The organism is Pedobacter sp. HMWF019 (assembly GCF_003061025.1).
Classification (GTDB): Bacteria; Bacteroidota; Bacteroidia; order Sphingobacteriales; family Sphingobacteriaceae; genus Pedobacter.
On record NZ_QAIL01000150.1, the window covers coordinates 23,982 to 30,066 of the forward strand.

General features: G+C 42.6%; 4 protein-coding genes. All 4 read right to left on the reverse strand.

Annotated elements, in window-relative coordinates; translation table 11 throughout:
* Positions 1-28: 28 nt before the first annotated feature.
* Genes DBR11_RS09700 through DBR11_RS09715 form a run of 4 tightly spaced genes read right to left on the reverse strand, consistent with a single transcriptional unit; the run spans position 29 to position 5,897 of the window.
* On the reverse strand, positions 29-1,831 hold the full coding sequence (locus DBR11_RS09700) for an alpha-L-fucosidase (RefSeq protein ID WP_233260706.1): 1,803 nt from the start codon (positions 1,829-1,831) through the stop codon (positions 29-31).
* A gap of 30 nt (positions 1,832-1,861) precedes the next feature.
* A complete protein-coding gene (locus tag DBR11_RS09705) occupies positions 1,862-3,280 on the reverse strand; it encodes a GDSL-type esterase/lipase family protein (protein WP_108552037.1) in 1,419 nt (472 codons plus the stop codon).
* A gap of 3 nt (positions 3,281-3,283) precedes the next feature.
* Positions 3,284-4,459: an SGNH/GDSL hydrolase family protein gene (locus tag DBR11_RS09710; protein ID WP_108552039.1), complete on the reverse strand. Its 1,176-nt coding sequence runs from the start codon at positions 4,457-4,459 to the stop codon at positions 3,284-3,286.
* 22 nt (positions 4,460-4,481) lie between these two features.
* Entirely contained in the window at positions 4,482-5,897 is a 1,416-nt protein-coding gene (locus tag DBR11_RS09715; protein WP_108552041.1) for an alpha-L-fucosidase, read from the reverse strand.
* Positions 5,898-6,085: the final 188 nt, after the last annotated feature.

Below are 6,085 nucleotides of genomic sequence, written 5' to 3' on the forward strand. Positions count from 1 at the left end.
CAAAATCCATCTTAACTTATCATCTACCTTAATTTATTGGAACCAACCATACAGACTTCAATTTAAACAACTCTTTACCTTCCTGCAGTGGACTGACTTTCAAACTGTACTCCCCTGCCTTATCTGCAGAGACAATAGCTACAGTATGCTTAATGAACATGAGCGGGGCGCTTTTATCAAACTCAGAAGTACGCAGAGTCTTGAACAAATAATCCTTACCATTAAAAACTATTTTCCCCTCCTGTCTCGCACTTTCCTGCGAACAGGCATACTCAAGTGTCACTTTATAATCTCCCGCCCCTGTGAGCCTTATTTTGAATTCCGCGCCATCAGTAGGAGATTTCATTTCCACTATACAGGTAGTATGTTTCCAGTCTCCGTAGTAATGGCTATAGGTTAAACTTTTGATTTCTGCTTTTCCTTCTAATTGAGCGGAGATCGCATCCAGGCTATTTTCTTCAAACTGTGGAGATACAACTGTGGTTTTATTATCGGATTGATCCTGGGCTTTCCCACTGTACTCAATCACAAATACCTGATCCGGATTCTCGCCTTTAAACTCAGGTAAACTTATAAATAAATCATCACCATCAGCCAGCCATTTTAAAGACACCTTGGTATTCAGATCATAAACCTTCGTTACTTCGGCTTTTAATCCAGGCACTAAAAGCTTACCATCTGAAGGTCTGCGAAATACATGCAAAAATTCGCGACCAGGTTTGGAAGTCGTTACGCCCCATGGTTGCGGAGGTACCAAGCCATAATCAGATCCGTAAATGCTTTCTCCATACTTTTTAAGCCATGCGCCTGTTTCCAGCAGATACTTTACTGAATAAGGCGGGATATTCCCCAGGCCATCCGGCCCCACATTCAACATCAGATTCCCTCCTTTAGAGGCCACCCGGGCCAGCAACCTGACGATCTCCTCAGAAGATTTAAAATTCATATCATGCTTAATATAGCCCCAAGAATCATTATGGGTATAAATAGACTCCCATACCGCATCTTTGATCGGCACATCCGGGATCTCTGAATCACCAAAATCACGATAGTCTCCAAGCCCCTGCCCTACCCTGCTGCTGAATAAACTTTTAGGCTGAAGCCGGTGTAAACTATCCACTAGTTGTTGGGTTTGTGCTTTGGTAAGTCCTCCCGGCATATCAAACCAAACAATCCCCAATGGACCGTAACCCGTAAGCAATTCTTTCAATTGCGGAATCGCCTTCTCCCTGTAATACTTCTGGTAATCCTTTTTCGATTCGTCAAAATCCCAGCCATTCTTTCCACCATTTGGCTCATGCCAGTCTATAAACTGGGAATAATAAAACCCAAACGGAATTTTTTGTTTACGTGTAGCCTCTGCAAGGGCTTTCATAGGATCTTTCCCGTAAGGTGTCGCTTTTACAATATTAAAATCACTTACCTTGGAATCATACATCGCAAAACCTTCGTGATGTTTGGCAGTAATGACCATATATTTGATACCCGCATCTTTCGCAATCCTGGCCCATTCTTCCGCGTTAAAATCCACAGGATTGAAGGTTTTCGCCTCCTCAGCATAATCTGCAGCAGGAATTTTACCTTGATTCATAATCCATTCTCCACTGCCATAATACCTCTTGCCTTTGTATTCACCAGCCAGTTTGGAATAGAGTCCCCAGTGGATGAACATTCCAAATTTAGCCTCCTTAAACCATTTCAGATTGGGATTATCTTTTTGAAGACTTGCTTTGTCCCACATGCCAGGATCTTGTTCCTGTGCGAAAGTCAAACCACTGGAAACCGACATTAAAACAGCGGCAGAAAGAAATATACGGGTCGAAAATTTCATAAAATCAATTAATCGTTAAGCAGACGGAAATTACTTTGACGAATTCGCCTGAAGGATAAAACGAACAATAGGTTCAGGATTTGGCAGGCTGTGCGGGTGGTGCTTACCCTCTTTCTTGTGCAGAACTGTAATAGATCCTCCTTTTTCTTTAAACTCCTTTTCAAAAGGTATTGTATTCTCCTCCATAGGCACCAGTTCATCCGCATCACCGCATACATGTAATACCGGATAATGTCCTTTAACAATCAGATCAATTTTGTCAATCGGACTTACTTTAGAAGCTTTTGCTGCCTCATCCGTATCAAAACCATAGTCCTTTTTAAAAATCTCCCAATCCGTCTTGCTTCCGGGCCCTTTACCTAAACCTCCCGGCCAGCTTTTTAAATCCAGTACCGGGTTATCCGCATATACACAAGCCACTCTTTTCGGGTTGAGAGCTGCCCAATTATAGGCATAGACCGCTCCCCGGCTCATGCCCTCCAGAACTACCTTCCGGGAAAGTCCCATCCCCTGGAGATAGCTATAAAAGGCATTCCACAAATTTATAGCCTCCTGGTTCCCAAACCACTCTGAGGCATCACAATACACCACATGATAACCTCTTTCCAGGAGCGCGATATCAGTTTGAGGTTCATGACCCCAAAAACGGGCCCGCCATACCCAGGGATGTCCAGGGGCTGCATATTTAGGTTCCACAATAAAAGCTTTTCGCCCTTTAAACTGGAACTCCATATTTTTGTATCCGTAAAATGAGCTTAAGGTAAAAGGTTCTCTAAGTTTTTTCTTCAAGTCTGCACGTACTCGTTTTAACATCAGCTGCGTGTATAAACGGTCAGCGATGACTTTAGCCCCTGTGGCGTCTGGATGTATCTTATCTGGCAACAGGTTTTCCTTATCCAGAAACAGAGAATGAAGATCGAGCAGCTCCAACCCTTCATCATAAGCCACCTCTCTAACCAGAGGAAGAATTGACTTTGTAATGGCCACGTCCCATATCTGGGCAGTATCTGTTGTAAATGTAGCAATAGGTGTTAGAAGAATGATTCTTGGTTTAGAGGGCAATTGTCTTAAATCCCTGATCATTTCTTTATAATCAGATTTAAATTCAGCATAAAATTTCCGGTTCACCAGCTTGCTGTCATTTGTCCCCAGTTTGATAAAAACAACATCGGGTGCGCTGCTTAATGCCTCCTTCCAAGCGGACGTAGCTGTATAAGGTTTATTTCCATTCTTCAACAAGGTAGCCCCACTTACCCCGAAATTCATTACCTTAAATCCAGGCCCCAACATACGCTGAAGTTGTGCAGGATAGGCTTCAGTTAAACGATCCTTTAAACGGGAACCAAAAGTAATGCTGTTTCCAATACAGGCCACCCTTGTTTGCGCAGCAACAGTAAGTGAACAAACTACGCCAATTAAAAAACTATAAAAAAAACGGTATAATTTCATTTGTTAATTGATTAAAAAATTGACCAGCCGCACAGCATGTCCACTGGAGGACTCATTTTTTTGACCGCTGATCTTCAGTTCAAGTCTATGCTTCCCCTTTCCTAGGTCATCTGCCAGAAGTTTATACCACGGCAAATGAAGCCCTTTACTCCATTTTGTGTATAAATCCAATGCAGGATAAGACTTTCCGTCCACGGTATACTCAACTGTTCCCGCATCCGGACCGGCAAGACAGGCCAACCCAATTACGCTACCCTCAAAATCCAGTACAAAGGCATCTCCTGCAGAAGAACCTTCTAAGACTGGCACATGATTGAAACCAGTTCTCGCAGGCACACCATCAGCCGGAGTCCAGTCCGCCCTTTGAACAAAGCCTCTTAACGATCCTACATGCTGGATCCCATAATAATTCCCATGACAGTAATTCCCCTTGTCCATTGCTTTAGGAAGTTTTCTTAACTTCAACCCATTCTGTTTTAAGCCATCGTTATACAACAGTAAAGCCTGAATAGTATGTTTATACAATTCCTGTCCAAAAGGAGCAGGATGCAAATCTTTAAAGTCCTTTTCCCAGGTAAACTCCCTCGCATTGATGCGATCAGTAACCTCTTTGGCCAGATTAATGAAAGGCAGATGATAATATTTTGCCATATCCTCATGTACCTGAACTTCCACAGGAACTTTACCAGCATGGTAATCGTCCATTTTATCGGGGTCTACAAAAGCCATCATCACCAGATCCATCTCCGGATTTGACGCCAAAGATTGCCTGATAATTCCTTCTAATGCCCTCCGTTGTATTTTTTCAGAAGTTTCATTGACTCTGTCGTTCACCGCTGATTCCACAAATAGCAGATCTACCTTTCCTTTGTCCAGCACATCCGTCTTTAACCGGAAGGCATGAGGCAAACTTCCCAAAGAAGGAATTCCAGCATTTAGAAAATCAAATTTTACCTTTGGATATTGCTTTTCAAGCATGGCCATCACCAGCTCTCGCCAGCCTTTCATATCAGTAATAGATCCCCCCAAAAATGCCACTTTAACTGGCTTCTGGTGCTTGATCAGAAAAAATGAATTATTCAGTTCTCCGTAGTTACTGATATAAACCTTGCTGTTCAATTGGCCATTCACCCCTATCCAGGAGAGGCCAGCAAACAATAAAAATATATATTTCTTCATGAATACTAAATTCTGTAATCGCTTAATCCAGTGCACCGGTCTTCATATTTCCACCATCCATTGCCCTCGCTTTGATCTTTCCATTTACTTCCACCTTAATTACAGAGGCAATAGCATCAGGTGCCTGCTGAGGCAGGTAGACCACATTGCCTTCCGTCTTTAATGCCGATTTACCAGCCAGCAGCTCAGCGGATCGCACTTTGTTTTCCAGTCCAGGAATTTCAAGTTTACCGTCTTTTGGCCAGTTGAATACGGTAAGATATAATGTTGTACCCTTATCCGTCTCTTTACTGGTAATCCTACCCCAGCTTACCTCCTCCAGAGGATCTGCTTTGGTGGCATAAATAGCCTCTCCGTTCACTTTCATCCATTTTCCAATATCGCGAAGCCTGTCTACACTTTCCTGCGGAAAAGTCCCATCAGGCTTAGGCCCTACATTGAGCAGGTAATTACCGCCCTTAGATGCAATATCCACAAGATTTCTGATCAATGTTTCGGAACTTTTCCAATTCGTATCCTTGGTTCTGTAGCCCCAGGTACCGTTCATCGTCATGCAAGTCTCCCAGTCTTTCCCATCCAACTCTTTTCTTGTTGGAATTTTTTGCTCCGGCGTCTTGGTGTCGCCAGGAAAATTTGGCCTTTTCAAACGGTCATTGGTAATGATATTCGGTTGCAGTTTCAGCACATCATTTAACTTCTGCGCTGCCTCATCAGTCATATTCGTAGGCGTGTCCCACCATAAAACAGCAATATCACCATAGTTACTTAAAATCTCTTTTACCTGTGGCACAGCAACACGATCAATATACTGATCAAAAGTTGCCGTTTCCTGTGCGGGATCCCAGTGTCCTTTATGTGCCAAAGTATAGGCATCAATCTTTGTTGAATCCGGATTTGCCCAACCTTCACGCATTTCTTTTCGTGCCGCAGACCCTCCAGGATTATTCCAGTCCTGCGCATGAGAATAATAAAAACCTAATTTAACGCCATACTTTTTACATGCTGCAGCTAAAGGCTTTAATACATCTTTACCATAAGGTGTAGCATCAGCAATGTTCCATTTACTTGCATTTGACTTGAATAAAGCAAAACCATCGTGGTGCTTGGCCGTAATCACGATATATTTCATACCAGCATCCTTAGCCATTTTAACCCAAAGATCGGCATCATAACGGGTTGGATTAAACTCTTTGGCTTTGGCCTGATACTCCGCTACCGGAATCTTTGAGCGGTTCATAATCCACTCTGCACCCCCACGGGTCTGCTCATGGCCATGATAAACACCTGCCCATTGCGCGTAAACACCCCAATGGATAAACATTCCAAAACGGGCCTCCCGCCACCATTTCATTCTTTCATCTTTAGAGAGTTTTGTCTGCGCAAAGGATACCTGATTAAACATCAGAAACAAAAGCAACAAGGAACTTATTCTTTTCATTATTTTCATTGAAGTATAAATTTGTTTTTTAATGGTAATGAAGCTATCATGTGCGATCAAAATTTATTCATTTCGGTTTGTGTAGTGCTGCACATGATGGTTTCATTGAAGTATAAATTTGTTTTTTAATGGTAATGAAGCTATCATGTGCGATCAAAATTTATTCATTTCGGTTTGTGTAGTGCTGC

Coding starts and splice junctions, on each gene's coding strand:
- DBR11_RS09715 (WP_108552041.1), bottom strand. CDS start 5,897: ATGAAAAGAATAAGTTCCTTGTTGCTTTTGTTTCTGATGTTTAATCAG.
- DBR11_RS09710 (WP_108552039.1), bottom strand. CDS start 4,459: ATGAAGAAATATATATTTTTATTGTTTGCTGGCCTCTCCTGGATAGGG.
- DBR11_RS09705 (WP_108552037.1), bottom strand. CDS start 3,280: ATGAAATTATACCGTTTTTTTTATAGTTTTTTAATTGGCGTAGTTTGT.
- DBR11_RS09700 (WP_233260706.1), bottom strand. CDS start 1,831: ATGAAATTTTCGACCCGTATATTTCTTTCTGCCGCTGTTTTAATGTCG.